General features: G+C 68.7%; 24 protein-coding genes. 14 read left to right on the forward strand and 10 right to left on the reverse strand.

All coding sequences use genetic code 11. From position 1 onward, the window contains the following. Positions 1 to 72: 72 nt before the first annotated feature. Positions 73 to 429: a response regulator gene (locus FV229_RS04955; RefSeq protein WP_147727374.1), complete on the reverse strand. Its 357-nt coding sequence runs from the start codon at positions 427 to 429 to the stop codon at positions 73 to 75. Positions 430 to 641: 212 nt separating this feature from the next. On the opposite strand from FV229_RS04955, the gene FV229_RS04960 reads away from it, so the two are divergent. Further along, positions 642 to 1,544, forward strand: coding sequence for an N-formylglutamate amidohydrolase (locus FV229_RS04960; protein WP_147750891.1), 903 nt, complete (start codon positions 642 to 644; stop codon positions 1,542 to 1,544). 408 nt (positions 1,545 to 1,952) lie between these two features. On the opposite strand, the gene FV229_RS04965 is transcribed toward FV229_RS04960, so the two are convergent. After that, entirely contained in the window at positions 1,953 to 2,819 is an 867-nt protein-coding gene (locus tag FV229_RS04965; RefSeq protein WP_147750892.1) for a UTP--glucose-1-phosphate uridylyltransferase, read from the reverse strand. Between the two features lie 162 nt (positions 2,820 to 2,981). On the opposite strand from FV229_RS04965, the gene galE reads away from it, so the two are divergent. The 3 genes from galE to FV229_RS04980 all read left to right on the forward strand — a co-directional run bounded on the left by galE (position 2,982) and on the right by FV229_RS04980 (position 6,663). Then, positions 2,982 to 3,974 carry a UDP-glucose 4-epimerase GalE gene (galE, locus tag FV229_RS04970; RefSeq protein WP_147750893.1) on the forward strand — a complete coding sequence of 331 codons (993 nt, stop codon included), beginning with the start codon at positions 2,982 to 2,984 and terminating at the stop codon, positions 3,972 to 3,974. Next, positions 3,974 to 5,188: a lytic murein transglycosylase gene (locus FV229_RS04975; protein ID WP_147750894.1), complete on the forward strand. Its 1,215-nt coding sequence runs from the start codon at positions 3,974 to 3,976 to the stop codon at positions 5,186 to 5,188. Before galE ends, FV229_RS04975 begins: the two co-directional genes overlap by 1 nt. A gap of 173 nt (positions 5,189 to 5,361) precedes the next feature. Further along, the gene (locus FV229_RS04980; protein WP_246688053.1) at positions 5,362 to 6,663 is read left to right on the forward strand and encodes an SGNH family hydrolase; all 1,302 of its coding nucleotides are present in this window, start codon (positions 5,362 to 5,364) and stop codon (positions 6,661 to 6,663) included. Positions 6,664 to 6,678: 15 nt separating this feature from the next. Here FV229_RS04980 and FV229_RS04985 read toward each other — a convergent pair whose 3' ends face one another. The 5 genes from FV229_RS04985 to gltB all read right to left on the reverse strand — a co-directional run bounded on the left by FV229_RS04985 (position 6,679) and on the right by gltB (position 14,119). Next, complete coding sequence (locus FV229_RS04985) at positions 6,679 to 8,112, reverse strand: glutamate synthase subunit beta (RefSeq protein ID WP_147750896.1); 1,434 nt, start codon at positions 8,110 to 8,112, stop codon at positions 6,679 to 6,681. Positions 8,113 to 8,160: 48 nt separating this feature from the next. Next, positions 8,161 to 8,772: a glutathione S-transferase family protein gene (locus tag FV229_RS04990; RefSeq protein WP_147750917.1), complete on the reverse strand. Its 612-nt coding sequence runs from the start codon at positions 8,770 to 8,772 to the stop codon at positions 8,161 to 8,163. 93 nt (positions 8,773 to 8,865) lie between these two features. Next, positions 8,866 to 9,156, reverse strand: a complete 291-nt coding sequence (locus FV229_RS04995; RefSeq protein WP_210246585.1) for a BrnA antitoxin family protein — start codon at positions 9,154 to 9,156, stop codon at positions 8,866 to 8,868. After that, positions 9,098 to 9,349 (reverse strand): BrnT family toxin, encoded by a 252-nt coding sequence (locus FV229_RS05000; protein ID WP_348644171.1) that lies wholly within the window; start codon positions 9,347 to 9,349, stop codon positions 9,098 to 9,100. The genes FV229_RS04995 and FV229_RS05000 overlap by 59 nt, the downstream gene beginning before the upstream one ends. Before the next feature lie 69 nt (positions 9,350 to 9,418). Further along, on the reverse strand, positions 9,419 to 14,119 hold the full coding sequence (gene gltB, locus FV229_RS05005; protein WP_147750897.1) for a glutamate synthase large subunit: 4,701 nt from the start codon (positions 14,117 to 14,119) through the stop codon (positions 9,419 to 9,421). A 749-nt stretch (positions 14,120 to 14,868) separates the two neighbouring features. On the opposite strand from gltB, the gene FV229_RS05010 reads away from it, so the two are divergent. Then, positions 14,869 to 15,864, forward strand: a complete 996-nt coding sequence (locus FV229_RS05010) for a PepSY domain-containing protein (protein ID WP_147750898.1) — start codon at positions 14,869 to 14,871, stop codon at positions 15,862 to 15,864. A 9-nt stretch (positions 15,865 to 15,873) separates the two neighbouring features. Here FV229_RS05010 and fdhD read toward each other — a convergent pair whose 3' ends face one another. Then, positions 15,874 to 16,719, reverse strand: coding sequence for a formate dehydrogenase accessory sulfurtransferase FdhD (fdhD, locus tag FV229_RS05015; RefSeq protein ID WP_147750899.1), 846 nt, complete (start codon positions 16,717 to 16,719; stop codon positions 15,874 to 15,876). 330 nt (positions 16,720 to 17,049) lie between these two features. On the opposite strand from fdhD, the gene coxB reads away from it, so the two are divergent. From coxB to FV229_RS05060, 9 genes are all read left to right on the forward strand, one after another. Next, entirely contained in the window at positions 17,050 to 17,886 is an 837-nt protein-coding gene (gene coxB, locus FV229_RS05020) for a cytochrome c oxidase subunit II (RefSeq protein WP_147750900.1), read from the forward strand. 82 nt (positions 17,887 to 17,968) lie between these two features. After that, positions 17,969 to 19,597, forward strand: a complete 1,629-nt coding sequence (gene ctaD / locus FV229_RS05025; protein WP_147750901.1) for a cytochrome c oxidase subunit I — start codon at positions 17,969 to 17,971, stop codon at positions 19,595 to 19,597. A 328-nt stretch (positions 19,598 to 19,925) separates the two neighbouring features. Then, positions 19,926 to 20,870 carry a heme o synthase gene (locus tag FV229_RS05030; RefSeq protein ID WP_147750920.1) on the forward strand — a complete coding sequence of 315 codons (945 nt, stop codon included), beginning with the start codon at positions 19,926 to 19,928 and terminating at the stop codon, positions 20,868 to 20,870. After that, positions 20,870 to 21,049: a hypothetical protein gene (locus tag FV229_RS05035; RefSeq protein WP_147725195.1), complete on the forward strand. Its 180-nt coding sequence runs from the start codon at positions 20,870 to 20,872 to the stop codon at positions 21,047 to 21,049. Before FV229_RS05030 ends, FV229_RS05035 begins: the two co-directional genes overlap by 1 nt. A gap of 1 nt (position 21,050) precedes the next feature. Next, positions 21,051 to 21,653: a cytochrome c oxidase assembly protein gene (locus tag FV229_RS05040; RefSeq protein ID WP_147750902.1), complete on the forward strand. Its 603-nt coding sequence runs from the start codon at positions 21,051 to 21,053 to the stop codon at positions 21,651 to 21,653. A 185-nt stretch (positions 21,654 to 21,838) separates the two neighbouring features. Next, positions 21,839 to 22,696: a cytochrome c oxidase subunit 3 gene (locus tag FV229_RS05045; RefSeq protein WP_147750903.1), complete on the forward strand. Its 858-nt coding sequence runs from the start codon at positions 21,839 to 21,841 to the stop codon at positions 22,694 to 22,696. Between the two features lie 154 nt (positions 22,697 to 22,850). Continuing rightward, on the forward strand, positions 22,851 to 23,222 hold the full coding sequence (locus tag FV229_RS05050; RefSeq protein WP_147750904.1) for a DUF983 domain-containing protein: 372 nt from the start codon (positions 22,851 to 22,853) through the stop codon (positions 23,220 to 23,222). Further along, the gene (locus tag FV229_RS05055) at positions 23,219 to 23,986 is read left to right on the forward strand and encodes an SURF1 family protein (RefSeq protein ID WP_147750905.1); all 768 of its coding nucleotides are present in this window, start codon (positions 23,219 to 23,221) and stop codon (positions 23,984 to 23,986) included. The genes FV229_RS05050 and FV229_RS05055 overlap by 4 nt, the downstream gene beginning before the upstream one ends. A gap of 64 nt (positions 23,987 to 24,050) precedes the next feature. Beyond that, positions 24,051 to 24,464 carry a DUF4864 domain-containing protein gene (locus tag FV229_RS05060; RefSeq protein ID WP_147750906.1) on the forward strand — a complete coding sequence of 138 codons (414 nt, stop codon included), beginning with the start codon at positions 24,051 to 24,053 and terminating at the stop codon, positions 24,462 to 24,464. A gap of 229 nt (positions 24,465 to 24,693) precedes the next feature. Here FV229_RS05060 and FV229_RS05065 read toward each other — a convergent pair whose 3' ends face one another. Together FV229_RS05065 and FV229_RS05070 are read right to left on the reverse strand one after the other, a co-directional pair. Next, the gene (locus FV229_RS05065; protein ID WP_147750907.1) at positions 24,694 to 24,972 is read right to left on the reverse strand and encodes a type II toxin-antitoxin system RelE/ParE family toxin; all 279 of its coding nucleotides are present in this window, start codon (positions 24,970 to 24,972) and stop codon (positions 24,694 to 24,696) included. Further along, positions 24,969 to 25,196 (reverse strand): hypothetical protein, encoded by a 228-nt coding sequence (locus FV229_RS05070; protein ID WP_147750908.1) that lies wholly within the window; start codon positions 25,194 to 25,196, stop codon positions 24,969 to 24,971. Before FV229_RS05070 ends, FV229_RS05065 begins: the two co-directional genes overlap by 4 nt. Between the last annotated feature and the right edge of the window lie 95 nt (positions 25,197 to 25,291).

Here is a 25,291-nt window from a genome sequence, read left to right on the forward strand (position 1 = left end):
CCGCGGATGACACGAACCATATAGCGGCCGACGGTCCCGAACGCCTATGGCCGGAACGTCACGCCGGCCGCCTCAAGCGGCCAGGAGCTTCTCGACCTCGTTGACGAGGTCGCGCAGGTGGAAGGGCTTCGACAGCACCTTAGCGTCCTTGGGGGCCTTCGAATCCGGATTGAGCGCCACGGCGGCGAAGCCCGTGATGAACATCACCTTGATGTCAGGGTCGAGCTCGGTCGCCCGGCGGGCGAGCTCGATCCCGTCCATCTCCGGCATCACGATGTCGGTCAAAAGCAGCTCGAAGGGCTCTTCGCGCAGGCGGTTGTAGGCCGAGAGGCCGTTGTCGAACGACAGCACGTCGAAGCCGGCGTTCTGCAACGCCTTGGCCAGGAACCGGCGCATGTCGTTGTCGTCTTCCGCCAAGAGAATTTTCATCAGACGGTTCCGGACCCTCGAATCGCAACGTTCTTTTCATAAAGGGCGGCTTCGGTAAACAGAACGTTAGGATTAGGTCGTCCCGCGAGGTGACAGGCCGCACCGCGCGTGCCCGACTTGGCCGGTCGGCATAGTGGACAGGCCGTCGCCGCCGCCGCACAGTGTGACCTGACGTTGGCCGTTCCCATCCCCGACGGTGCGCCTCCCTGCCGATGACGCTGCCCCTCCCGCACCTGACCGACGCCTTCGGATTCTCGCCCGCCTTCGTCGTGGACGAACCGACGCGGCACAGCCTGCCCTTCGTCTTCAACACCGGCCATTCCGGCTCGGTGTACCCAGAGAGTTTCCTGAAGGCCTCGCGCCTCGATGCGCTGGCGCTCCGCCGCTCGGAGGACGCCCATGTCGACCGGCTGTTCGCCGGGGTCGTCCAGCTCGGCGCGCCGCTTCTGCGCTGCAACTTCCCGCGCGCCTACCTCGACGTGAACCGTGAGCCCTACGAACTCGACCCGCGGATGTTCGAGGGCCGGCTGCCGCCCTTCGCCAACACCCGCTCGATGCGTGTGGCGGGCGGCCTCGGGACGGTGCCCCGCGTCGTCTCGGACGGGCAGGAGATCTATGCCGGCCGCATGCCGGTGGACGAGGCGGTGGCGCGCATCGACGGGCTGTACAAGCCGTACCACCGGGCCTTGCGCGGGCTGATCCTACGCACGGTTCGTGAATTCGGGCGCTGCCTGCTGATCGACTGCCACTCGATGCCGTCCTCGAGCCTCGGGCGCGACCACGACGCGCGGGCCGACTTCGTCCTCGGCGACCGCTTCGGCACCTCCTGCGATCCGGCCCTGATCGACGCCTTCGAGGCAGCGTTCCGCGCCCGCGGGTACAAGGTGGTGCGCAACAAGCCCTATGCCGGCGGCTTCATCACCGAGCATTACGGCGAGCCGAACATCGGCCGGCACGCGCTGCAGATCGAGATCAACCGCGCCCTCTACATGAACGAGGCGAGCCTTGCGATCACGCAGGGCTTCTCCGGCCTCGTCGAGGCGCTGCGGGGTGCGATCGTGGAGGTCGCCGACGAGCTCGGCTCGGAGACGCCGCTCGGCATCGCCGCGGAGTAGGTCGCGTCTAGGAAAACGACCCGCACAACACCATCATTCCGGGAGGCCGGAGGCGAGCCAGAAATCCAAAAGCAGGGTTCATTTTCCAGCTGGCGCCGTCGCCGGCTCTGGCTCTCGGCCTCCGCTGCGCGGCCTCGGGATGACGGAGAGGTTCCGAGGAAGGGGTCCGCACGGCCTGATGATTCAGGCGCGACACGAAATGCCGTTCGGCCCTGCGACCAAGAAAAAAGGCCACTCCCGAAGGAGCGGCCCGAAGTCTAGGGAGGAAACGCCCAAGAAGGGCTGCCGGACCGCGACGCCATCGCGATCCCGCAATGCACAAAGTAGATTGCGGCGCACAAAGCGCAACTGAAATCCCCCTACCGCGCGCGCATACCCCGCCCGCACCGGCTGCACGTCCGGCGACGCTCAGTGCTCCGCGAGCAGCTTGGCGATCTCCGCCTTGAGCGGCCCTACGAGGTCCTTGCGGTCGAGGGCGTAGGCGATGTTGGCGGTGAGGAAGCCGAGCTTGGAGCCGGTATCGTAGGTGCGGCCCTCGTAGCGCATGCCGAAGAAGTCCTGGCTTCCCATCAGCTTGATCATCGCATCGGTGAGCTGAATCTCGCCGCCCGCGCCCTTCTCGCCGTGCTCGAGAATTCCGAAGATCTCCGGCTGGAGGATGTAGCGGCCCGAGATGATGAAGTTCGACGGCGCGGTTCCCTGCTTCGGCTTCTCGACCATGCCGGTGACCTCGAAGGTCTGGCCGAAGGTCTCGCCGACGCTGACGATGCCGTACTGGTGCGTCTCCTCGGGCGCGACCTCTTCTACCGCGATGACGTTGCCGCCGTGCCGCTCGTAGGCGGAGAGCATCTGGCCCATGCAGCCGCGACTGAGCATGTCCGGCAGCAGCACGGCGAAGGGCTCGTCGCCGACGATTTCGCGGGCGCACCACACCGCGTGGCCGAGGCCGAGCGGCGCCTGCTGACGGGTGAAGCTGGTCTGGCCGGCGGCCGGCAGGTCGCGCTTCAGCTCCTCGTAGGCGGCCTGCTTGCCGCGCTCCTGCAGCATCCGGTCGAGCTCGAACGCGATATCGAAATGGTCCTCGATCACCGCCTTGCCGCGGCCCGTGACGAAGATGAAGTGCTCGATGCCGGCTTCCCGCGCCTCGTCGACTACGTGCTGCACGACCGGCCGGTCGACCACCGTCAGCATCTCTTTCGGGACGGCCTTGGTGGCGGGCAGGAAGCGGGTGCCGAGGCCCGCAACGGGGAGGACGGCCTTTCGGATCGGTTTCATCAAGCAAAAACCCAAACGTGGGAGTTGGACGGGCCGGGCGTTCCTGGCAACACTAGCACGGCGAGCGATCGGCCATGGGCCGTCGCGGCGCACGATTGAGCATTATCGGTTAAAAGCAAGCTCGCGCAGGCCTGCGCGAGCGATTTCTTTCCAAGGGCGACGATGGCGGTTCTGGTCACGGGCGGTGCCGGCTATATCGGCAGCCACATGGTTCTGGCGCTTCAAGACGCCGGGCACGAGGAGGTGGTCGTCCTCGACGACCTTTCCACCGGCTTCGATTGGGCGCTGCCGCCGGAGGTGCCGCTCGTGCGCGGCGACGTCGGCGACCCCGCCCTCGTCACCGAGACGATCCTGCAGCATCGGGTCGACGCGATCGCCCACTTCGCCGCCCGCATCGTGGTGCCGGACTCTGTCGCCGACCCGCTGCACTACTACCTCGCCAACACGGTCAAGACCCGCGCCCTGATCGAGACCGCCGTCCGCACCGGCGTGAAGCACGTGATCTTCTCCTCGACCGCCGCGGTCTACGGCGAGCCGGAGACGGTGCCGGTGCCGGAGGACCTGCCCGCCAACCCGATCAACCCCTACGGCCGCTCGAAGCTGATGAGCGAGTGGATGATCCGGGACGCGGCCGCCGCGCACGGCTTCAGCTACGTCATCCTGCGCTACTTCAACGTCGCCGGCGCCGACCCGCGGGGGCGCACCGGGCAGTCGACGCCGAACGCCACACACCTGATCAAGGTCGCGACCCAGGCCGCGCTCGGCCAGCGCCCGCACCTCGAGGTGTTCGGGACCGACTACCCGACCCCGGACGGCTCGTGCCTGCGCGACTACATCCAGGTCTCGGACCTCGCCGAGGCGCACCGGGTCGCCCTCGACCACCTGCGCGCCGGCGGCGAGAGCCTGACGCTGAACTGCGGCTACGGCACCGGCTACTCGGTGCTGGAGGTGATCGACACGGTGAAGCGCGTGTCGGGGCGGGACTTCCCGGTTCGCGTCTCGACCCGCCGCCCGGGCGACCCGGCACGGATCGTCGCCGAGGCGTCGCGGATCCGCGACCGCCTCGGCTGGCGCCCGAAATACGACGACCTCGACGGGATCGTCCGGCAGGCGCTCGATTGGGAAGACGCCTTGTCCAAGCGCAACCGGATCTGATGGCAATCCACCCGTTCCCCGCCGCGCTTCTCGCGCTCGGCCTCTGCATCGCCTCCGGGGCGTTCGCGGCACAGGCCGCCCCTGTCGGGAAGGCCGGCCAATCGGATGCGTTTCCGGCCTTCGTCGCCGCCCTGCGCGTCGACGCCCTGGCGAAGGGCATCACGCCCGCGACCTTCGATGCGGCGTTTCGGGGCGTGACGCCCGATCCAACTGTCCTCGCGCGGATCAAGGGTCAGAGCGAGTTCGGGCGGCCGGTCTGGGAATACCTCGTCGGCGCGGTCTCGCCCGGACGGATCGCCCGCGGCCGGGCGCGTGCCGCAGCGCTCGGTCAGGCCCTGCCGGCGATCGAGGCGCGCTACGGCGTCCCGGCCTCGGTGCTGCTGGCGATTTGGGGCGTCGAGTCGGATTTTGGCGCGAGCGGCGGCACGGTACTAACGGTCCGCGCCCTGGCGACCCTCGCCGCCGCGCGGCACCGCGGCACGCTGTTCCGCGACGAGCTGCTGGCCGCCCTCGCGATCCTGCAGCGCGGCGACGTCGCGCCGGAGCGGATGCTCGGCAGCTGGGCCGGCGCCATGGGGCAGGTACAGTTCCTGCCCTCGACCTTCCTGGCGCACGCCGTCGACTTCGACGGCGACGGCCGGCGCGACATCTGGACGAGCGACGCCGACGCGCTCGCCTCCATCGCCGCGTACCTCAAGGATCTCGGGTGGAACCCCGCCATCTCCTGGGGTTATGCGGTCAGCCTCCCCGATGGGTTCGACCTGACCCGCTACGCGGCCGACCTCTCCGACTTCGCCCGCCGCGGCGTGCGCCGCATCGGCGGCGGCGACCTGCCGGACAAGGGGTCCGCGTCCGTCTTCCTGCCCGGCGGCGCCGGCGGCCCCGCCTTCCTGATCACCGACAACTTCGAGGTGATCCGCGGCTACAACACCTCGGACTCGTATGCCCTCGCCATCGGGCACCTCGCCGACCGGCTGGCCGGAGGGCCGCCGCTCGCCGCCCCCTGGCCGAGCGCGGCCTCCCGCCTCGACAAGGTCGGGCTGCAGAAGCTGCAGGTGGGCCTTTCGCGCGAGGGACTCTATGCCGGCGAGGCCGACGGTCGGGCGGGCCCGAGGCTGCGCGAGGCGATCCGCCGCTATCAGATCCGCGAGGGCCTGACCGCCGACGGCTACGCGACGCCGGCGCTCCGTGACCGGCTATCGGGCAGGCCTTAGACGCGCGGTAAGGGCTCGGCTATGCTCAACCGCGGGTCGAAGTCCGCGGCACCGGAGGGCGCATGATCGGAGGGCGGATGAGACGCGATGCGACGAACCGAGTTGTGACAACCGCCAAGGGGGCCCGCATCGTCCTGGCGCTCGGGTTCGGCCTCGCTCTACCGCTCGTCCTCCTGCCGCCGTCGCCGGCCGAAGCGCAGTGGGGCGACAGCTACGACCAGCCGCGCCGACGCGGCCGCGACGCCTATTACCGCGAGGACGACGGCTATGCTCGTGCCCCGCGCCGTACCGTGGCGCCGGAGCCCGAACGAAGGCAGTTCTACTGGCCCTGGGAGGACAGGCCGAGCGCGCCCGAGCCGCGCCAGGTCGCCCCGACCTACCGTCCGCCACGTCCGCGCCCGCCGGTCGGTGCCGACGCTGCACCGCGCCAGATCCGGCGACCGCAGACCCGGCCGGCGCCCACGATCGCGGCCCCGACGCCGGCGGTGAAGAAGACCGAGGCGAAGGTGCAGATCGCAGTGTTCGGCGATTTGCTGGCCGACCACCTGAGCCGCGGACTCGACGACGTCTTCGCGGACAGCGCCGACATCGCGGTGATCGACCGGGCCAAAGGCGACAGCGGCCTCGTGCGCCGGGACGTCATCGACTGGCCGAAGGCCGCAGACGACTACCTCAAGGCGAACGCGAAGGTCGGCTACGCCGTGGTCATGCTCGGCGCCAACGATCGCCAGCCGATACGCGACGGCGACCAGACCCTAGACCCGCTCACCGATCGCTGGCGCGAGCTCTACCGCGCCCGCGTCGAGGCCTTGGTCAAGGTGTTCGCCGACCGGAAGATCCCGCTGGTCTGGGTCGGCACCCCGCCGATGCGGAGCGAGAGCCTGACCCGAGACCTCGGCAGCATCAACGACATCGTCCGGGACGCGGTCACCAAGGGCGGCGGCACCTACGTCGACGTCGGGCCGGGATTCTCCGACGACCGCAACCACTACACCGCCACCGGGCCGGACCTCGACGGGCAGACCGCCAAGCTGCGCACCGCCGACGGCGTGCACTTCACCCATGCCGGCGCCCGCAAGCTCGCACATTTCGCCGACGTGGAGTTGAAGCGGCTGATGGGCGCGACGACGCCGACCGCACCCGAGCAGCCGGCGGCGGCCGTCTCGGCCCTGCCTGCGACGCCGCTGGATGCGGCGCCGACGAAGCTCGACGACGTCACCGCGATCGACCGGCAGATCACGGCGATGCTGCCGAGCCTGCCCGAGCCCCCGGGAGTGCCGGCGCTGCCGGTGAAGCCCGCGGCGGGTCCGGTCGTGCCGCTCGGCCGGGTCGAGCTCTCGCCCGGCGGCGTCCTCGTCAGCGGCCGACCGCGCGACGGCGACGCCACCGGCACCGTCGAACGCGCACTCCAGCGCGGCGCGGCGCCCCTGCCGCAGCCCGGCAGGGCCGACGACTTCCGCTGGCCCCCGGGCTGAACGCCCGACAGAGACTCAGCGCGGCAGGATCGAGGCGCCCATCAGCGTCTCGTCGATCGAGCGGGCGGCCTGCCGGCCCTCGCGGATCGCCCACACGACCAGGGACTGGCCGCGGCGCATGTCGCCGGCCGCCCAGATCTTCGGATCGGAGGTGCGGTAATCCTCCTCGTTCGCGGTGACGTTGCCGCGCTTGTCGACCGTGATGCCGGACTGCTCCAGAAGCCCCTTCTGGATCGAGCCGGCGAATCCGATCGCCATGAACACGAGGTCGGCCGGCAGGACGAATTCCGAGCCCTCGATGGGCTGGCGCTTGGCGTCGACGCGGGCGCAGACGACCCCGGTGAGACGCCCCTTCTTGTTGCCTTCGAGCCGGAGGGTGGCCGCCTGGAACTCGCGCTCGGCGCCCTCGGCCTGGCTCGACGAGGTCCGCATCTTGGTCGGCCAGTACGGCCAGACCGAGAGCTTGTCCTCGCGCTCGGGCGGCCGCGGGCGGATGTCGAGCTGCGTCACCGACAGGGCGCCCTGACGGAACGCGGTGCCGACGCAGTCGGACGCGGTGTCGCCGCCGCCGATCACCACCACGTTCCTGCCCGACGCCAGGATCGGCGCCTCGCCGTTGCCGCGCATCGGCTCGGCACCGACCCGGCGGTTCGACTGGATCAGGTAGGGCATCGCGTAGTGCACGCCCTCGAGGTCCTGCCCCGGCAGCTGCGGGTTGCGCGGGTCCTCGGCGCCGCCGGAGAACAGCACCGCATCGTACTCGGCGGTCAGCTCCTCGACCGGCTTCGTCACGCCGACGTTCTGGTTGTAGTGGAAGACCACGCCTTCGGCTTCCATCTGCTTCACGCGCCGATCGATGTGGCGCTTCTCCATCTTGAAGTCGGGGATGCCGTAGCGGAGCAGACCGCCGGCCTTCGGCTCGCGCTCGTAGACATGGACCGCGTGCCCGACGCGGGCGAGCTGCTGCGCCGCCGCGAGGCCGGCCGGACCCGAACCGATCACCGCCACCTTTTTGCCGGTGCGGATCGACGACGGCTCCGGCTTCACCCAGCCCATGTTCCAGGCCCGGTCGGCGATGGCCTGCTCGATCGTCTTGATCGCCACAGGCTGGTTCTCGAGGTTCAGCGTGCACGCCTCCTCGCACGGCGCCGGGCAGATGCGGCCGGTGAATTCCGGGAAGTTGTTGGTGGAGTGGAGGTTGCGCGCCGCCTCCTCCCAATCCGACTGGAAGACGAGGTCGTTCCAATCGGGAATCTGGTTGTGCACCGGGCAGCCGGTCGGCCCATGGCAGAACGGGATGCCGCAATCCATGCAGCGCGCCGCCTGCTTCTTCAGGTCGTGCTCATCGAGCGGCAGGGTGAACTCGCGGAAGTGCCGCACGCGGTCGGCCGCGAGCTGGTACTTCTGGTCCTGCCGGTCGAATTCGAGGAAGCCGGTGATCTTGCCCATCGGTGTACTCAGCGTCGGTAGCGAAAAATCGGTGTCGCAGCTTTCCGGTCAGCGACCGGCGGTAGCGGCGATAGCGTCGGGTTCGAGCCGGAACGCGACCCTGCATCGGTCGAGCCAACCCCGGATCGCGGGCCTCCCCGCCAAGTCGAATCCACCCTCGTCGGCCCACTGGGTGTAGGCGAACAGGGCGACGTCGGCGATAGTCACGTTGCCGCCGACGAACCATTCGCTTTCCGCGAGATGCCGCTCCATCAGGTCGAGCGCCGCCTCGCCGCGCGCGACCCGGCCCGGATCGCGCCCCTCGCGCGGCACGCCGCGAAACGTCATCTCAACGCGGCAGACCGCGATGGTCGGCTCGTGGCTGTACTGCTCCCAGAACAGCCACTGGTCGACGGTCGCCGCCGCGAACGGGTCGCCCGGAAGCAGCGTGCTCTCGCGGGCGAGATACCGCATGATGGCGTTCGACTGGGCGAGGCGCCGCCCGTCGTCGAACACCACCCCCGGGATCTGCCCTGCCGGGAACAGGGCGAGATACGCAGGTGTCCGCGTCTCGCCCTTCAGCGCATCGACCTGGACCCATTCATAGGCGAGGCCGAGAACATCGGCGACGATCTTGATCTTCAGGCAGTTGCCCGAGGTGAGGTCGCCATAGATCCGCATGGCGGCGGGCGGCGTCGTCGAGAACGTATCCGTCATGCGCCTCCCCTCGCGCTGTCCATCGTCGGCGGCGTCTTCCTTCATGGCCAACCGACTTCAAAGCAGGTCGGGGTGTTCGTTCAGCCATTCCTTCAGCGCGGTCTCGATGCGGATCTGCCAGTCCGGACCACCGCTCCGGAACCGTTCGACGAGGTTCGTCGGGAGGACAAGTCGCTCCGTATCACCAGGGCGATGACCACGTTCGACCAAGCGCCCGCCGACCCGAATATCAGCTTGTTCGAACCAAGCAGCATCCAGCTCCGGTGCGTCGTCGGGATCCCAGCCGATCTCATCGGGAGACATCGGTTGATCGGGTGCGGCCGCCGAATTGCGCATGCTCTCGTTCATTGGCCTTCCTCAAGCTGATGATCCGTCGATCGCCGTCCCGTTCCGTCCAGACCACGATGACCATTCGGTCGTCGAGGAGACCGACTGTTATCCACCGTGTCTCCCCATAACCGAACCGCACGTCCTCACGCGTCGCTTCGGTCCCGTTGAAGACTTGCCCACATCGAGCGAAATCCAACCCGCGCTCACGCAACGCGTGCGCGCGCTGCTCGTCATCGTAGACGACGCGCAGGGGCGTCTCTCACCGAGAGAGCGACGGTCCTTACTCCGCCGCCACCGGCATCCGCGCCATCTCCATCTCGCGGAGCGCCCGGCGGTACTCCACCGGCATCACCTTGACGAACTTGGTGCGGTAGCCCGCCCAATCCTCGAGGATCGCCTTGGCGCGCGGGCTGCCCGTGTACTTCAGGTGGTTGGTGATGAGCTGCGACAGGCGCTCCTCGTCATGCCCCGACATGTCGGCGAGGATGTCGACGCGGCCCTTGGTCTCGAGGTCGCCGTCCTGGTGGAAGCGGCGCATCAGGTCGTCTTCCTCCTCGACGGGTTCGAGATCGACCATCGAGAGGTTGCAGCGGGCCGAGAACGATCCGTCCTCGTCGAGCACGTAGGCGATGCCGCCGGACATGCCGGCCGCGAAGTTGCGCCCGGTCTCGCCGATCGACACGACGACGCCGCCGGTCATGTACTCGCAGCCATGGTCGCCCATGCCCTCGACCACGGTGATCGCGCCGGAGTTGCGCACGGCGAAGCGCTCGCCGGCCGAGCCGCGGATGTAGCACTCGCCGGCGATGGCGCCGTAGAGCACGGTGTTGCCGACCATGATCGTCCTGTCGGCGGGCGCCTTGAGGGCGTCGCTCGGCCGGATGATCAGCTTGCCGCCCGACAGGCCCTTGCCGACGTAGTCGTTGCCGTGGCCGGTGAGCTCGATCGTCACGCCGGCCGCGACCCAGGCGCCGAAGCTCTGGCCGGCGGTGCCGGCGAGCTTCACCACGATGGTGTCGTCGGGCAGGCCTTCGTGGCCGTGCGCCTTGGCGACGGCGCCCGACAGCATCGCGCCCGCCGTCCGGTCGGAGTTGCGGATCACGTCGTGCAGGACCACCGGCTCGCCGGTGTCGATCGCGTTCTGCGCGCCGGCGATCAGGCGGCGGTCGAGCACGTCGTCGATCGGGTGCTTCTGCGTCTCGACCCAGCGGATCGCCACGTCCGGCCCGACGTCGGGCCGGTGGAACAGCTTCGAGAAGTCGAGGCCGCGGGCCTTCCAGTGCTGGATCGCCTCGACCTTGTCGAGGAAGTCCGAGCGGCCGACGAGGTCTTCGAGCTTGGTGAAGCCCATCGCCGCCATCAGCTCGCGCAGCTCCTCGGCGACGTAGAAGAAGTAGTTCACCACGTGTTCGGGCGTGCCCTTGAAGCGCTTGCGCAGAACCGGGTCCTGCGTCGCGACGCCGACCGGGCAGGTGTTGAGGTGGCACTTGCGCATCATGATGCAGCCGGCCGCGATCAGCGGCGCGGTGGAGAAGCCGAACTGGTCGGCGCCGAGGAGCGCCGCGATCAGCACGTCGCGGCCGGTGCGGATGCCGCCGTCGGCCTGCAGCGCGACGCGGCCGCGCAGGTGGTTCATCACCAGCGTCTGCTGCGTCTCGGCCAGCCCCGTTTCCCACGGACCGCCGGCGTGCTTCAGCGAGGTCAGCGGCGCCGCGCCGGTGCCGCCGTCGAAGCCCGAGATGGTGATGTGGTCGGCCCGCGCCTTGGCGACGCCGGTGGCGACCGTGCCGACGCCGACCTCGGAGACGAGCTTCACCGACACGTCGGCCGCCGGGTTCACGTTCTTCAGGTCGTAGATCAGCTGCGCTAGATCCTCGATCGAGTAGATGTCGTGGTGCGGCGGCGGCGAGATCAGGCCGACGCCCGGGGTGGCGTAGCGGACCTTCGCGATCTTGGCGTCGACCTTGTGGCCGGGCAGCTGGCCGCCCTCGCCGGGCTTGGCGCCCTGCGCGACCTTGATCTGCATCATGTCGGCGTTGACGAGGTACTCGGTGGTGACGCCGAAGCGCCCCGACGCGACCTGCTTGATCGCCGAGCGGCGCGAGCGCCCGTCCGGCAGCGGCTTGAAGCGCTCGACCTCCTCGCCGCCCTCGCCCGAGTTCGAGCGTCCGCCGAAGGAGTTCAGGGCGATGGCCAGCGTCTCGTGCGCCTCCTTCGAGATCGAGCCGTAGGACATCGCGCCGGTGGCGAAGCGCTTGACGATCTCGGAGGCCGGCTCGACGCTCTCCAGCGCCACCGGCTCGCGCCCGATCTCGGGGGCGAGCTTGATCCGGAACAGGCCGCGCAGGGTCTTGAGCTGCTGCTCCTGGTCGTTCACCAGCCGGGCGTATTCGCGGTAGCGCTCGGGCACGCCGAGACGCACCGCATGCTGCAGCGTCGCGACCGTGTCGGGGGTCCAGGTGTGGGCCTCGCCGCGCAGCCGGTAGGCGTACTCGCCGCCGACGTCGAGGGCGTTGCGATAGATCGGCGCGTCGCCGAACGCGTCGGCGTGGCGGCGCACGGTCTCCTCGGCGATCTCGGCCATGCCGACGCCCTCGACCATCGTCGCCGTGCCGAAGAAGTCGCGCGCGACGAAGGCCGAGTTCAGCCCGATCGCGTCGAAGATCTGCGCGCCGCAATAGGACTGGTAGGTCGAGATGCCCATCTTCGACATGACCTTCAGCAGGCCCTTATCGATCGACTTGATGTAGCGGTAGATGATCTCCTCATCCAAGAGGTCCGGCGGGAACTCGTGCTTCATCGCCACCAGCGTCTCGAAGGCGAGATACGGGTTGATCGCCTCGGCGCCGTAGCCGGCCAGGCAGGCGAAGTGATGGATCTCGCGCGGCTCGCCCGATTCGACCACGAGGCCGACCGAGGTGCGAAGCCCCTTGCGGATCAGGTAGTTGTGCACGGCCGCCGTCGCGAGCAGCGCCGGGATCGGGATACGATCGGGGCCGACCGCGCGGTCGGACAGGACGATGATGTTGTAGCCGCCGCGCACCGCGACTTCCGCGCGGTCGCAGAGCCGGTCGAGCGCGCCGTTCATCGCCGCCGCGCCGGTCTCGGCCGGATAGGTGATGTCGAGGGTCTTTGTGTCGAAGCGGTCCTCGAAATGGCCGATCGAGCGGATCTTCTCGAGGTCCGTGTTGGTCAGGATCGGTTGGCGGACTTCCAGGCGCTTGCGGCGGGAGGCGCCTTCCATGTCGAGCAGGTTCGGGCGCGGGCCGATGAACGAGACGAGGCTCATCACGGCCTCCTCGCGGATCGGGTCGATCGGCGGGTTGGTGACCTGCGCGAAGTTCTGCTTGAAGTAGGTGTAGAGCGACTTCGACTTGTCGGACAAAGCCGAGAGCGGCGTGTCGGTGCCCATGGAGCCGACCGCCTCCTGGCCGGTCACGGCCATCGGCGCCATGAGCAGCTTGAGGTCTTCCTGGCTGTAGCCGAACGCCTGCTGGCGATCGAGCAGCGACACGTCGGTGCGGCTCTCGCGAGCGGTGACGGGCTTGAGATCCTCCAGCACGATCTGGGTGTTCTTCACCCAGTCGGCGTAGGGGTGCGCGGCCGCGAGCTCGCCCTTGATCTCCTCGTCGTCGACGATGCGGCCCTTCTCCAGGTCGATCAGAAGCATCCGGCCCGGCTGCAGGCGCCAGGACTGGACGATCTTCTCATCCGGGATCGGCAGCACGCCCATTTCTGAGGCGAGCACGACGAGGCCGTCGTCGGTGACGATGTAGCGGGCGGGGCGCAGTCCGTTGCGGTCGAGGGTCGCGCCGATCTGGCGGCCGTCGGTGAAGGCGACCGCCGCCGGGCCGTCCCACGGCTCCATCAGCGCGGCGTGGTACTCGTAGAAGGCGCGCCGCTCCTCGCTCATCAGCGGGTTGCCGGCCCAGGCCTCGGGGATGAGCATCATCATCGCGTGGGCGAGCGGGTAGCCGCCCATGACGAGGAACTCGAGCGCGTTGTCGAAGCACGCGGTGTCGGACTGGCCCTCGTAGGAGATCGGCCACAGCTTCGAGATGTCGTTGCCGAACAGGTCCGAATCGACGCTCGCCTGGCGGGCGGCCATCCAGTTCACGTTGCCGCGCAGCGTGTTGATCTCGCCGTTGTGCGCGACCATCCGGTAGGGGTGCGACAGGCGCCAGGTCGGGAAGGTGTTGGTGGCGAAGCGCTGGTGCACGAGGGCGATCGCCGAGACGAAGCGCTCGTCCTTCAGGTCGAGGAAGTAGTTCCCGAGCTGGTTCACCAGCACCATGCCCTTGTAGACGATGGTCCGGCTCGACACGGAGACGGGATAGAACTCCATCACCCGCGGGTCCTTCAGGCCGTAGACGCGGCCGGAGATCACCTTGCGGGCGACGTAGATCCGCCGCTCGAACGCGTCGCCGTCGGCCGCGGAGGCCGGGCGCCCGATGAAGAGCTGGCGGTGATGCGGCTCGGTCGCCTTCACGGCGACGCCGAGGTCCTCGGGATCGACCGGCACGTCGCGCCAGCCGAGCAGGGGAAGCCCCTCGGCGGCGAGCGACTGCTCGACGATGGATTCGATGATCGCGCGCGACTCCTCGGCCTTCGGCATGAACAGCTGCGCGATGGCGTAGTCGCCGGCCGGCGGCAGCTCGAAGCCGAGCCGCGAACACTCCTCGGCGAAGAAGGCGTGCGGGATCTGCGTGAGGATGCCGCAACCGTCGCCCATCTTCGGGTCGGCGCCGACCGCGCCGCGATGGTCGAGGTTCTCCAGGATCTTCAGGCCCTGCTCGACGATGGCATGGGTGCGCCGGTCGTGCATGTCGGCGACGAAGCCGACGCCGCAGCCGTCCTTCTCGTTGCGCGGATCGTAGGCACCCTGGGCGACCGGCATCGCCGGATCGCGCACCACGAGCGGCGCGACGCCGTCGCGCGAAGCCGGCGCGGTGTCCGGGTCGAGGTTTCCGCTCACGGTCATGTCCGCATTCCCGAAAGCCGCCATGCCCACCATCCCCGAAAGTTCGAAAAGTTCGACCAGACCCGTCCGAACGTCCATGCCCGCCGACGCGAGCACGTTTCATGCCCGACACTCAAGCGAGGCCGGGCCAGTCATCTTGTCTCGTCGGGTCTCGGGAGGGTCCTCGGTGGAGGAAGCGCCCGCAACCCGCGGGCTCGCACCGGCCCGATGTCAGCCGGCGTGGGCCCGGATCGCCTCGACGGCGACCGGCTTGAGATCTCGTTTCGACGTCACGATGATCACGTGCCGAAACCCTCTACCCCGGACCCTTAGGTCTCGCAGCGCGGCGTCCATCACGCGCGCCCACCGGAAATGGGACAGTCATACTGTCCTAACGCTGCAAATTGGCAGATTTCAAATATTCCAGCAAGGCCCACACACCGGCAAAAGCGGCGTTTTGATGCCGCATCCCACGCCTTCCCTGCTCGATCCGAGCGCCAGGAGCGACCGAACGCCGTCGAACTACATCGGGAATCAGCCGCTTGCCGCCCGAATTCTCCCGCAATTGCGCCCGAATCGTCCCGTCAATGGCGAACGCCGAGCACAAGCGGCATGCGGGGCAACGACCCTGCCGGAATGGCCGAAGGACACGCGGGACGCGGTCCTTCGGCGTGGGGCCCGCTCCGGATCGTCGTCCGGCCTCGACGAAACTCCCCGGTGCGGGGCGAGCGCCGCAGGAGGTCGGGCGATTTTGTGAGAGCGTGACCCGGATGTCAGCCGTGAACCCATTCCATCGTCGTCTTCGCGCGAGCCTCTCGGCCTGCGCCCTGCTGATCGGCGCCACCGGCGCGGCGCAGGCGCAATACGCCTTCGACGACGCGATCATGCCGCCCCGCGCGGTGGCCTGGCGCCTGAGCGAGCGCGGCTTCAGCGGCATCAGCCGGCCGCGCTTCGACGGCCGCGCCTACGTCGTCGAGGCGCTCAACCCGAACGGCGCCCGCGTGCGCCTGTTCGTCGACGCGCGGGACGGTGCGATCCTCGGCCGCCAACGCCTCGACGACGGCCCGGTGGTGATCGCTCGCCCGGCCCCCGGCTATGGCTGGACCGAGGAGGACGCGATGCCGCGGAGCCCGATGCGGCAGGCCGAGCGACTTCTTCCGCCAGGCGACATCCCGATGCCGGAGAACCGCGGCGTGCCCCTGCGCCGACCTGTGCCGCACTCAGACTTCGCACGGCCCGAGGGCGGACCAGACACCTACGGCCGCACGCTCGCAGAGCCGAACCCGCACGGGATCAACCCGGATCGCCGCGGGCCGGTCGAGGCGCCGCGCCGGCTCGCACGCACCGGCAACCCGACCCGGGGGCCGGACGGTAGGACGCTCGACGGGAAGACGCTCGACGGCAAGAACCCGGACGGCAGGGCGCAGGCGCGCACCGTTCCCGAGGTGCCGAAGCTGCGCCCGGTGGAGGCCGCCAAACCCGAGCCGAAGCCGGAAGCGCCCGTCGCGACGGCGGAGCCGCCGAAGGCGGCCGCGCCTGCCGTCATCGCGACGCCCGCAGCGGTTCAGCCGCCCGCGGACGGCACGGTGGCGAAATCCCCAGAGACCAAGGCTTCAGAGACCAAGGCGGCGGAAGCAAAGCCCCCCGCTGCGAAGCCGGCCGAGCAGACTTGGCAGAACCCGCCCGAGACCAAGCGCAACGTCCGCGTCATCGGCGGCGCGACCCTGGTGCCGGGTGCGCCCGACAAGGATGCGCAGACCCCGTAACCTGAAGCCTCAAGCTACCCAGGCGTCCAGGCGCTCGTCCCCGCAGAAGACCGTGAACGAATCGGCGCGGGCGATGGCGCAGAGCGTCATGCGGTGGAGGCGGGCCCGGTCGATGGCGAGCGAGGTCGGCGCCGAGATCGCGACCAGGACCGACGCGCCGAAATGAGCCGCCTTCTCGACCATCTCGAACGAGCAGCGGCTGGTGATCACCAGGAAACCTTCGGCCGGGTCGGTGCCTGCGCGGATCAGCGCGCCGATCAGCTTGTCGAGGGCGTTGTGCCGGCCGACATCTTCCCGCACAGCCACGAGGCTACCGTCGAGACCTGCCCAGGCCGCTGCATGCACCGCGCGCGTCTCGCGCCCGAGCGCCTGGGCGTCACCGAGGTCGGACAGAGCGCGCGCGATCGCCTCCGGCCGGACGCTCACGGCCGTGGACGCGTCGCGCATCTCCGCCCGCGGCAGGGCGGCGAGGTCCTCGATCCCGCAGACGCCGCAGCCGGTGCGCCCGCTGATCGCGCGCTTGCGGGCGAGGTGCTCGCGCAGCCGGCCCGGCGCGAGGTCCACCAGCAACCGTAGCCCGCCCTCGCCCCGCTCGACCGCGGCGCCGCGGATCTCGTCGGCCGAGGCGACGATGCCCTCGGTGAGGCTGAAGCCGTAGGCGAAATCCTCGAGATCGGCGGGCGTCGCCATCATCACCGCGTAGGGCACGCTTCCGTAGACGAGGTTGACCGGCATCTCGACGGCGAGCGCACGCTCGCCGTCGCGCGGCTCCGGCGCGGCGTAGGCGACGACGCGCGTCGCCACCCGCACCGCCGTCTCCGGTCTGCTCCGCCCGGTCCGCATTCCGTCCGCCATTCCGCTGGTCCCGCCGATCGCCCCCGCATCCGCCTCATAGCAGGCGGCGACCCGGACCGCGCCTGCGGCGATGCTGCCCCCGCCTCATGCAATGCTTCCGGCCCCTGCGGCGATGCTTTCGGTGGTGCCGCGACGCATCCGGAAAGCGTGCGATGCGACGCTTGTGCGGTTGCACCTTGCACGACCTTGTGGTCTGACACCGCGATCGGATACCCGGGCATCGCGCCGACAGGGCGTCCAACTCCGCCGGACGACACCGCGGGCCTCGTACAAGCAAGACGCGGGCGGTCGACGGAGCGTAACGTGACCAAGGGGAGCCACGAGAGGCACATGCGGACGGCGCAGACGAAACACCGCTCCAAGAGGGGGCTCGCCGCGTTCGGCGCGTTGCTCCTGACGTCGTCGCAGGCCCTGGCCGCCGGCATCGGCCAGCCCGAGCCCTGGCAGATGACCCGCCAGGTTCCGGTCACCGAGAACGCGCGCGACATCCTCCAGTTCGAGTCGTGGGTGCACTGGCTCTCGCTCGCGATCTGCGTGTTCGTGCTCGGGCTGATCCTGTGGTGCATCTACCGCTTCAGCGAGAAGCGGAACCCGACGCCCTCGAAGACCACCCACAACACCTTGATCGAGGTGGCCTGGACGATCGTCCCGGTGCTGATCCTCGTCGCCGTCGCAATCCCCTCGTTCCGCCTGTTGCGCGTTCAGCTCTCGGATCCGAAGTCCGACGTGATGATCAAGGTGACCGGCCACGCCTGGTACTGGTCCTACGAGTACCCCGCAGACCAGGGCGGCGGCTTCTCGTTCGATGCCAACATCGACGAGGACAAGCAGCCGCGCCTGCTCCAGGCCGACAACGAGATGGTCGTGCCGGTGAACAAGATCGTGAAGATCCAGGTCACCGCCGCCGACGTGATGCACTCGTGGGCGATGCCGTCCTTCGGCTTCAAGATCGACGCCGTGCCGGGCCGCCTCAACCAGTTCTGGTTCAAGGCCGACCGCGAGGGCACGTATCACGGCCAGTGCTCCGAGCTCTGCGGCCAGCGCCACGCCTACATGCCGATCGTCGTGCGCGTCGTGAACGATGAGGCCTACGCGGCCTGGCTCGGCGAGGCGAAGACCAAGTACGCCCGCATCGACGACGGGTCCAAGTTCGCCGACGCCCGATAGAGGGCGCGCCTCGGGCCGGTGCCTCGACCGCGCCGGCCCGACCCACCGAGATCTCGAGAGACACGCACAAGGCTCAGCTCAGATGGCAACCGCCGCAGCGCATGCAGGGGCCCACGAGGCCCACGACCACAAACCTTCCTTCTTCGCCCGCTGGTTCCTCTCCACGAACCACAAGGATATCGGCACGCTCTACCTGCTGTTCGCGTTCTGCGCGGGCATGATCGGCGCGTTCCTGTCGTTCGGCATCCGGATGGAGATGGAGGCGCCCGGCCTCCAGTACTTCTCCAATCCGCAGACCTACAACGTCTTCGTGACCGGCCACGGCCTCATCATGGTGTTCTTCATGGTGATGCCGGCATTGATCGGTGGGTTCGGTAACTGGTTCGTCCCTCTGATGATCGGCGCGCCGGACATGGCCTTCCCGCGCATGAACAACGTCTCGTTCTGGCTGACGGTGGCGGGCTTCTGCAGCCTGATCTGCTCGCTGTTCGTCGAGGGCGCGCCTGGCGCGTCCGGCGCCGGCACCGGCTGGACCGTGTACCCGCCGCTCTCGACCGCGGGCCACCCCGGCCCGGCCGTCGACTTCGCGATCTTCGCGCTGCACCTGTCCGGCGCCGGCTCGATCCTCGGGGCGATCAACTTCATCACCACGATCCTGAACATGCGCGCCCCCGGCATGACGCTGCACAAGATGCCGCTCTTCGCCTGGGCCGAACTCGTCACCGCATTCCTGCTGCTGCTGTCGCTCCCGGTCCTCGCCGGCGCGATCACCATGCTGCTCACCGACCGCAACTTCGGCACCACCTTCTTCGACCCGGCCGGCGGCGGCGACCCGATCCTGTACCAGCACCTGTTCTGGTTCTTCGGTCACCCCGAAGTGTACATCATGATCCTGCCGGCCTTCGGCATCGTCTCGCACATCATCGCCACGTTCTCGCGCAAGCCCGTCTTCGGCTACCTCGCGATGGCTTACGCGATGGTCGCGATCGGCGTCGTCGGCTTCGTCGTGTGGGCGCACCACATGTATACGGTGGGCCTGTCGCTGCAGACGCAATCGTACTTCGTCTTCGCCACCATGGTCATCGCGGTGCCCACCGGCGTGAAGATCTTCTCCTGGATCGCGACGATGTGGGGCGGCTCGATCCGCTTCACCGCGGCGATGCACTGGGCGGTGGGCTTCATCTTCCTGTTCACGGTCGGCGGCGTCACCGGCGTCGTGCTCGCGAACTCGGCCGTCGACAAGTACCTGCACGACACCTACTACGTCGTCGCGCACTTCCACTACGTGCTCTCGCTCGGCGCCGTGTTCATCATCTTCGCGGGTATCTACTACTGGTTCCCGAAGATGACCGGCCACATCATCCCCGAGTGGGCCGGCAAGCTGCACTTCTGGCTGGCCTTCATCGGCGCGAACGTCCTGTTCTTCCCGATGCACTTCCTTGGTCTCGCCGGCATGCCGCGTCGTTACGCCGACTACCCGGAGGCCTTCGCCGGCTGGCACAAGGTCTCGACCTACGGCGGCCACATCTTCGGCCTCGGCATGATGGTGTTCGTCATCGGCGTGATCCTCGCCTTCCGCTCGAAGGAGCGGGCCGCGGACAACCCCTGGGGTCCCGGTGCGACCACGCTGGAGTGGACGCTGTCCTCGCCGCCGCCCTTCCACCAGTTCGAGACGCTGCCCCGCATCGTCGACGAGCCGGGCCACCACTGATCGGAAGCGTTTTCGAGTGAGGTGGAATCCGGCTCACGTGGAGAAAACGCGACCAACAGGAAACGAAGTGGGTTTCGCGTAAGCGGAATCGACGACCATCGCGGGGGCTGCGCTTGCAGCCCCCGCCCTTCCCTGGACCCTTTCCGCGAAGGGTCCCGGCAAGGGCGGTGCGACGGTCCCGTCTGAGCGAAGCTCGGCGGGATCCCCCCTTTTCCGGGTGAGCCTTGCCCGGACGTTTGGACCTGTTCCGGTTCGCGTCTACCCGCGGCGGAACGAGCGCTCCCGCCGCGCGGGCTCGAGTGCGAAAAGCAGAATGGTTGCGGTGTCCATGACCACCCTGTCGAACAGCATGCCCGTCGGAGTGCCGCCGGTCCCCGTCGTCGGCGGCGACGTGCCGGACTATTTCGCTCTCCTGAAGCCGCGGGTGATGGTGCTGGTGATCTTCACCGCGCTGGTCGGCATGGTCGTGTCGCACGGCCACGTCCCGCCGGCCGTGGCCGTGATCTCGCTGCTGATGATCGCGATCGGCGCGGGCGCATCGGGCTGCCTCAACATGTGGTGGGATGCCGACATCGACGCGATCATGACGCGCACCGCCAAGCGCCCGATCCCCGACGGCCGCATCCAGCCGAACGAGGCGCTGGCCTTCGGCTTGGTGCTCTCGGTCGGCTCGGTGATGGTGCTCGGGCTCGCCGCCAACTGGCTCTCGGCGGGCCTGCTCGCCTTCACCATCGTGTTCTACGCGGTGATCTACTCGATGTGGCTGAAGCGGGCGACCGCGCAGAACATCGTCATCGGCGGTGCGGCCGGCGCCCTCCCCCCGGTGATCGGCCAGGCGGTCGTCAGCGGTTCGGTCGGCATCGAGTCGCTGGTCCTGTTCGCGATCATCTTCATCTGGACGCCGCCGCACTTCTGGGCGCTCGCTCTGGTGAAGGCTGGTGAGTACGCCAAGGCCGGCATCCCGATGATGCCGAACACCGCCGGCCCGACCTCGACCCGCCGCCAGATCATCTACTACACCCTGTTGCTCGCGCCGCTCGGCCTCGTGCCGGTCTGGCTCGGCTTCGCCGGCCTGCTCTACGCGGTCGTCGCCGTGGTCGGCGGCCTTGGGATGCTCGCCTTCAGCGTGCAGGTCTACCGCAACCGCGAGGGCGAGGCGGAGAAGAAGGCCGCGATGGGGATGTTCGGCTTCTCGATCCTCTACCTGTTCGTGCTGTTCTCGGCGCTGCTCGCCGAGCAGAGCCTCGGCCTGTTCCGCCCGGTCTTCGCCTGATGGAATACGATCCGCACGGCTTCCCCAAGATCGAGATGCGCCCCCTCACCCCCGAGGAGGAGGCGCGGCGACGCAAGCGTTCAATCGCGATCGCCCTGGCGCTCGGCGCCATGGTGCTGCTGTTCTTCGTCCTGACGATCGCCAAGCTCGGACCGCAAATCCTGAACCGGCCGCTGTAGAATGAGCATGCCGAACCCGAACCGGACGATGCTGCGCACCGCCTTCGCCTGCGCGGGCATGGCCGTCGGCATGATCGGCCTCGCCTTCGCGTCGGTGCCGCTCTACGACGCGTTCTGTAAGGCGACCGGCTACGACGGCACGCCGCGCCAGGGGCCGGCGCTCACGGCCGGCGTTTCGACCGACGACAGCATGGTCGTACACTTCGACACCAACGTGTCGGCCTCGCTGCCGTGGCGGTTCAAGGCGGAATCGCGTCGCGTCGAGGCGCGACTCGGCGAGACTAAGACGGTGTTCTTCCAGGTGAAGAACACCGGCGCGACGCCCTCCACCGGCGTCGCCACCTTCAACGTCCAACCCGGCCTGATGGGCAGCTACTTCGTCAAGATCGAGTGCTTCTGCTTCAAGGAGCAGACGCTGCAGCCGGGCGAGGCCCTGGACGTGCCGGTGGTGTTCTACATCGATCCCGAAGTGCGCAAGGATTCGAACACGGCGCACCTCTCGGAGATGACGCTGTCCTACACCTACTTCGCGTCGAAGAACGGTGAGCCGATCCCGGCGGCTATCGCCGCCACGGGCACCACCGGCACGAAGCGCGACTTCTGACTGCGCGCGGATTTCCGGGCGCACCCGGTTTTCCCCACGCGGGAAGCGTGACAACACGCGCCCGCCTCCGCTAAGGGTGCGGGCAGACCGGACGGGTCGAACAGCCCAAATTCGGCGTATCAGAGTACACGGACCGCGAGCCGGCGACGGCGCAGGACCGACGGGGTCGAGGAGAGACGGGTAAGATGGCCGAGGCGCACGCCAAGAATCACGACTTCCACATCCTTGCACCGAGCCCTTGGCCGCTCATCGGCGCCTTCTCCGGCTTCGTGATGGCCTTCGGCGCCGTGTTCTGGATGAAGAGCCTGCAGATCGGCACGCTCACCCCGGGCCCCTACATCTTCGGCGCCGGCACGCTCGGCGTGCTCTACACCATGTTCTCGTGGTGGAAGGACGTGGTCCACGAGGCCAACCACGGCGACCACACCCGCGTGGTGCAGCTTCACCACCGCTACGGCATGATAATGTTCATCGCCTCCGAGGTGATGTTCTTCGTCGCTTGGTTCTGGGCCTACTTCGAGGCGGCGCTCTACACCGCCGACCCGATCCAGGCTTCCCGCGTCGGCTTCACCGGCGGCGTCTGGCCGCCGAAGGGCATCGAGGCCTTCGACCCCTGGCACCTGCCGCTGCTCAACACGCTGATCCTGCTCACCTCGGGCACGACGGTGACCTGGGCGCACCACGCCCTGCTGCACGACGATCGCAAGGGTCTGAAGTACGGCCTGTGGCTCACCGTCATCCTCGGCGTGCTGTTCACCGCGTGCCAGGCCTACGAGTACGGTCACGCGCATTTCGGCTTCGCCGGCAGCATCTACTCGTCGACCTTCTTCATGGCGACGGGCTTCCACGGCGCGCACGTCCTCATCGGCACGATCTTCCTCGGGATCTGCCTGTACCGCGCCTATCTCGGCCAGTTTACGGTCAAGCAGCACCTCGGCTTCGAGTTCGCCGCCTGGTACTGGCACTTCGTCGACGTGGTGTGGCTGTTCCTGTTCGCCGCCATCTACGTCTGGGGTTCTGGCGCCGGTCACGCGGCCCACTGACCGCGACCGGGCCTCGATCCCCTGTGACGCAGGGGGGGATTGCGTGGAAGGGCGGCTCAGGCCGCCCTTTTTCGTATCCAAGACCCCATATCGTGGTGGAGGCCGACGTATCGTTCGTCGCCGGGGGGCCTCACCTCATGCAAGGAACCTGAGCTTGGCCCGGACCTACACGCCACAAGCCCCGATCTCGACCGGCCTGCGGGGCCGCTGCCCCCGCTGTGGCGAAGGCCACCTGTTCAAGGGTTTCCTCACCGTCGCCCCCTCCTGCGAAGCCTGCGGCCTCGATTACGGGATGTTCGATTCCGGCGACGGCCCGGCCTTCTTCGTGATGTCGATCGTCGGCATCTTCGTGGTCGGCCTCGCCCTTTGGATGGAGATCACCTACCAGCCGCCGATGTGGGTCCACGGGCTCGTGGCGGGCTCGCTCTCCGTAGGCTTGAGCCTCCTTCTGGTACGCCCGCTGAAGGGCATGCTGCTCGCCCTGCAATATGCGAACAAGGCCGAGCAGGGGCGCTTCGAGCCGTGACCGCGGCCGAGACCGCCCCGCGGACGCGCCCCGGCGCGATCCGCGATCTGTTCCCCCCGGCGCTCGCGACGCTGATCGCCCTGGCGATCCTGCTCGGGCTCGGCGTGTGGCAGTTCGAGCGCAAGGGCGAGAAGGAGGCGCTGATCGCCCGCATCGTCTCCCGCTCGCAGGCCGAACCGGTGGCGCCGCCCGCCGACTGGAACCCCACGCGCGACGAGTTCGAGCACGTCCGCGTCGCCGGGCGCTTCCTCAACGACCGCGAGACCCTGGTGCACGGGCTCGCGGCCGGTGAGACGCCGGGCCGGGCGCTGCAGGGCTACTACGTGATCACGCCGTTCCGGCGCGACGACGGCGGGACCGTGCTGGTCAACCGCGGCTTCGTGCCGACCGAGCTGAAGGACCAGGCCGACCGTCGCGACGGGCTGGTCGAAGGCGAGACCACCATCGTCGGCCTGCTGCGCGGAAGCGAGCCGAGGACGATGTTCGTGCCGGCGCCGGACCCCGTGCGCAACGAGTGGTTCAACCGCGACGTGCCCGGCATCGCCGCCGCGCGCGGGTTCCCGGACGCCGCGCCCTACCTGATCGAGGTCGACGCCACCCCCGGGAGCAAGACCTGGCCGCGCGGCGGGCAGCTCCGGGTCGACCTGCCGAACAACCACCTGCAATACGCCTTCACTTGGTTCGGCATCGCCGCCTGCCTGCTCGGCGTCTTTTCCGTTTTCGCCTGGAAGCGCCTGCACGAGCTCGAGCCGCCTGCCGCCTGAGTCGCACTTGCGGCGGCGGTGAGGCCGGCTAAACTCGCCGCGTTCGATGGCGGAGTGGTCCCTGATGCGCTGCTGGCTCGCCTTGTTCCTCGCCTTCGCACTGACGCCGGCGCACGCGGCCGACGACGGCGCGCGTGACGCGGCGCGTGCGACCATCACCCGCCAGGCCGAAGCGCTGGTGCGCGACGACGCCACCACCGCCTACGCCCAGGCGGCGCCGTCGATCCAGGGCATGTTCCCGACCGCGGACGTGTTCCTCGGCATGGTCCGCAACAGCTACCGCCCGGTCTACCGCCACCGCAGCTTCGTCTTCGGCAAGCTGCTCGACCTCGGCGACGGCGCCCTGTCGCAGGACGTGGCGATCCAGGACGAGGACGGCATCGATTGGACCGCCGTCTACAGCCTCGAGCGCGGCGCGGACGGCCAATGGCGCATCAGCGGCTGCCGGCTGATGAAGGCCGAGGGCACGAACGCCTGAACGGCGACGGCCTGCGTAGAGCCCTCGATCCTGCAGGGCGCTTGCAGAAGGCACGACACCGTCATTCCGGGTCGCCATAGGCGAGCCTGGAATCCAGAACCGCCGACGGTGGAAAGTCCTGCTCGACCTGTGGTTCTGGATCCAGGGCTCCGCTGCGCGGCTCCGGGATGACGCAGCGGTGCAAGTGAGTTTCCGAAAAGCGAATCGCCGTCTGCGATCCTCCCTCGGTTCAGGCGAGAGGCCGCCGAGCCGTGTGGCGGACGCCGAGGATGACGATCTTGTCGTCCCCGATGCGGTCGGCGACGGCATAGGAATAGGGCCGCACGACCATCCGCCGCCCCCCTGGGCGAGCCGTCGCGGCGCCGGCCTGGGGTTGTTGCTGCAACACATCGATCACGGCGCGGATACGTTCCTGCACGTTGTGCGCGCCGGTCGGATGCTGCTCGCCGATCGTCGTCAGGATGCGGTCGAGCTGACGTGCGGCTGGAAGGGTGAAACGCAGCCTCACAGGCCGTGCTTGGCCCAGATGGCGCGCACCTCGGCATCCGTGGCGAACTCGGGGCGGTCGGCGGCCCGCTCGGATTCGTCCAGTCCCGCAGTTTCCTCAGGCGTGAACCGATAAACGGCCGTGTCGTCGCCGACGAAGGCCAGCACCACCCGCGCAACCTCGTCCTGCATCTCGGGGGAAAGCCCGCGTGCGGTGGCCACCGCCTTTTCGAGGAGATCCGTCATGCTCGCATGATGGCCGGAATCGGCGGACGGCAAAAGCGGAATCGATGGCGTCGCCACAGGCTCGGTCGGCCATCGCGAGCGCGATCCTTCTCAGG

The organism is Methylobacterium sp. WL120, assembly GCF_008039465.1.
In the GTDB taxonomy this organism is placed as follows: domain Bacteria; phylum Pseudomonadota; class Alphaproteobacteria; order Rhizobiales; family Beijerinckiaceae; genus Methylobacterium; species Methylobacterium cerastii.

Coding starts and splice junctions, on each gene's coding strand:
- FV229_RS04955 (WP_147727374.1), bottom strand. CDS start 429: ATGAAAATTCTCTTGGCGGAAGACGACAACGACATGCGCCGGTTCCTG.
- FV229_RS04960 (WP_147750891.1), top strand. CDS start 642: ATGACGCTGCCCCTCCCGCACCTGACCGACGCCTTCGGATTCTCGCCC.
- FV229_RS04965 (WP_147750892.1), bottom strand. CDS start 2,819: ATGAAACCGATCCGAAAGGCCGTCCTCCCCGTTGCGGGCCTCGGCACC.
- galE (WP_147750893.1), top strand. CDS start 2,982: ATGGCGGTTCTGGTCACGGGCGGTGCCGGCTATATCGGCAGCCACATG.
- FV229_RS04975 (WP_147750894.1), top strand. CDS start 3,974: ATGGCAATCCACCCGTTCCCCGCCGCGCTTCTCGCGCTCGGCCTCTGC.
- FV229_RS04985 (WP_147750896.1), bottom strand. CDS start 8,112: ATGGGCAAGATCACCGGCTTCCTCGAATTCGACCGGCAGGACCAGAAG.
- FV229_RS04990 (WP_147750917.1), bottom strand. CDS start 8,772: ATGCGGATCTATGGCGACCTCACCTCGGGCAACTGCCTGAAGATCAAG.
- FV229_RS04995 (WP_210246585.1), bottom strand. CDS start 9,156: ATGAACGAGAGCATGCGCAATTCGGCGGCCGCACCCGATCAACCGATG.
- gltB (WP_147750897.1), bottom strand. CDS start 14,119: ATGACCGTGAGCGGAAACCTCGACCCGGACACCGCGCCGGCTTCGCGC.
- FV229_RS05010 (WP_147750898.1), top strand. CDS start 14,869: ATGTCAGCCGTGAACCCATTCCATCGTCGTCTTCGCGCGAGCCTCTCG.
- fdhD (WP_147750899.1), bottom strand. CDS start 16,719: ATGGCGGACGGAATGCGGACCGGGCGGAGCAGACCGGAGACGGCGGTG.
- coxB (WP_147750900.1), top strand. CDS start 17,050: ATGCGGACGGCGCAGACGAAACACCGCTCCAAGAGGGGGCTCGCCGCG.
- ctaD (WP_147750901.1), top strand. CDS start 17,969: ATGGCAACCGCCGCAGCGCATGCAGGGGCCCACGAGGCCCACGACCAC.
- FV229_RS05030 (WP_147750920.1), top strand. CDS start 19,926: ATGACCACCCTGTCGAACAGCATGCCCGTCGGAGTGCCGCCGGTCCCC.
- FV229_RS05035 (WP_147725195.1), top strand. CDS start 20,870: ATGGAATACGATCCGCACGGCTTCCCCAAGATCGAGATGCGCCCCCTC.
- FV229_RS05040 (WP_147750902.1), top strand. CDS start 21,051: ATGAGCATGCCGAACCCGAACCGGACGATGCTGCGCACCGCCTTCGCC.
- FV229_RS05045 (WP_147750903.1), top strand. CDS start 21,839: ATGGCCGAGGCGCACGCCAAGAATCACGACTTCCACATCCTTGCACCG.
- FV229_RS05060 (WP_147750906.1), top strand. CDS start 24,051: ATGCGCTGCTGGCTCGCCTTGTTCCTCGCCTTCGCACTGACGCCGGCG.
- FV229_RS05070 (WP_147750908.1), bottom strand. CDS start 25,196: ATGACGGATCTCCTCGAAAAGGCGGTGGCCACCGCACGCGGGCTTTCC.